The sequence below is a fragment of the Crocosphaera sp. Alani8 genome, assembly GCF_038442745.1.
In the GTDB taxonomy this organism is placed as follows: domain Bacteria; phylum Cyanobacteriota; class Cyanobacteriia; order Cyanobacteriales; family Microcystaceae; genus Crocosphaera.
Map to the genome: position 1 here is coordinate 1725 of NZ_JARVCN010000294.1, position 2276 is coordinate 4000.

Below are 2276 nucleotides of genomic sequence, written 5' to 3' on the forward strand. Positions count from 1 at the left end.
GAACCGAATGACCTTCGGCTCTCAAGGAAGCTAGAACGGTTTGGCGGTAAGCAATCATCCCCAAGTTGATTCGGATAGCCATTCGGGCCCAACACCATAATGACCGGTTTTGAAATTCGGTGTTGATACCGCAGATTTCATAATCCTCTGAGGCCAAGAGGAGTTTGATGTGAGCCATTGTCTCCTTTTTCTGAAGAGTAACGAGTTCTTTAACATTAGTGGTGCCATTACCGACTCGGTTGCAACCAGTTTTAGCGACCCATAAATAACGGGGTATATTCTCCCGTACTCGGGATAATGCTTGACAAACGGAGTTATCAGAACTGACACCACCAGCAATGCCCCAAACGGAGGTAAAGTGACCTTTTAAATCAACGCTAACACCAGTTTCAATGGAAGGAGAGGACAAGACAACATCATAGTTGGATAAGACTTGATTGAGTTGTTCAATGCAGCCATAGGCAGGATGTTCTGGATTAGTGATAGATTGACTGTCAATCTTCAATATTTTCAGGAAGGGGAAATATTGGAGTAAAAGGGTCTCAAGATTAGTAGTGCCAAAAAGACTTTTCATTCTCTGTGCTGATAGACAGATGAAGGGCTTTCCTCCACGTCGTATATGTTCAAGCAAGTCTGCAATTAAACGCTTTGGGTTGGGGTGGTCATAGTGAAAAATCTGCCATTTTTCTGATGGGGTGATAGTGGTGGGATTATAGGCTTGATGAATGATGTAGGGTTCGGGGGGATTATCTACCAGAGAACGAAGATAATCTAGACTAACATCACTTAGATCAGCATCAGCAACTAACACTTGACCTAGTTCGGAACTGAGAACCACCTCAATGACCTCTTGTAAGTTTCTCAAAATCTCTACCCGATGGTTCCTGACTTCGGTATTGGCGGCGAGGGTGTGCCAAAGCACCTGCTCAACCTCATCAATAATCACCAGTGCATCGGCCCAATCACAGGGCTTAAACTTGGCCTGTGATTGATAACGCAGGGAATCGGTGCATAAGCCATACCCCAATTTACCACCAGTTTCACTGTGACGATAACCATTAATATTGTCTAGCCCAAAGCGAGCGCATAAACTAGCCACCAGTTGCCGTCGATGAGATAAGACCAAAACTTTTCTGCCATCATGGATAGCTTGTGCCACTATATCCTCGATGCTGTGAGTTTTCCCCCGTCCCTTCCTGGCTTTGACTCCAATGAGCTTGATTCCTTGGGGGATTTCTAGTTTAGGCAAGTAACGCAGGTGAGGATCTATTTCTACTGCCACTTCATAAGTTAGCTGTTTTAATCGGCTGACTTTCCACAAAGGAATAGATTTGGCTTTTTCGTATGCTTCATCAAAGGCTTCTACTCCTTGAGCAACAATGAGGTCATCAACCCCTTTCTGTTGCGAAGACCACTCAATGACATGACAGGTACAGCCCTCTTGTTCTAGGAGTTTCGCCGTCTTTTCAATGGCTTTATTGACATTGATGATAGTTTTAATTTTAGTATCTTCATCAAAAGCAAAATAGAATTGTCTTCCCTGTTGGGCTAATACTTCCAGTTGAGGGATAAGGTGAGGTTTCCCTAATTTATTACCCGCTTCATCTTTCGGTTGGCGATATCCATTGTAGATTCCAGGAAAGGCGATGGCACAATATCCGCAAGATAATAACGCCCCTGCTTTTTTTGCCCCTTCTGTAATAAGAATCGGTATTTCAGGGTGGTCTATGATCCATTGCCAAAATTCGATTTCTGATATTTCTCGGGGGAATGGGACATTGTAGCGATCTGCGATGGACTCTGCTATCTCCCTTGGCACTCTTAAGGCAAATACTTCGGTAGGAACTTTGGGGGGGTGTTCATATTTTATCGTCTTAGGTTTATTGCCTGAACCATCAGGAGCAAAGCCATTTTGACTGACCTTCCTCGGGTTATCGGGTTTGAAACACCCCCATAGAGATTCATCCCCACTCAGTAAGTTAACCCCATTGCAATACCAACCTCCCAACTCCCAATGTTCGCAACGACGCAAGTATCCGTTGGATAACCGTCCATCGTTCCGTCTCGGTAATTTGTCACTGTACAAAAGGTATTGGTGGGGTGTGCTTCGAGACAGGGATAAAACATTTAATTCCACTATTTCTGGAGCCACACCAGAACCATGTACCCATTCATTTCGGTGGTTTTCAGTTATGTAATTGTTCATGATTATTGTAGAGAATTATTGCAGAGATATTTTTTGGCATCACAAACTAGAACCGCCAAAGATGCAGTTC

The 2276-nt window shown here is 43.9% G+C and carries 1 protein-coding gene; it reads right to left on the minus strand.

Annotated features, from left to right (window positions below; genetic code table 11):
- Positions 1-2206 (minus strand): plasmid replication protein, CyRepA1 family (locus P9B04_RS16090; protein WP_342056000.1); only part of this gene is annotated, 2206 nt, incomplete at its 3' end.
- Positions 2207-2276: the final 70 nt, after the last annotated feature.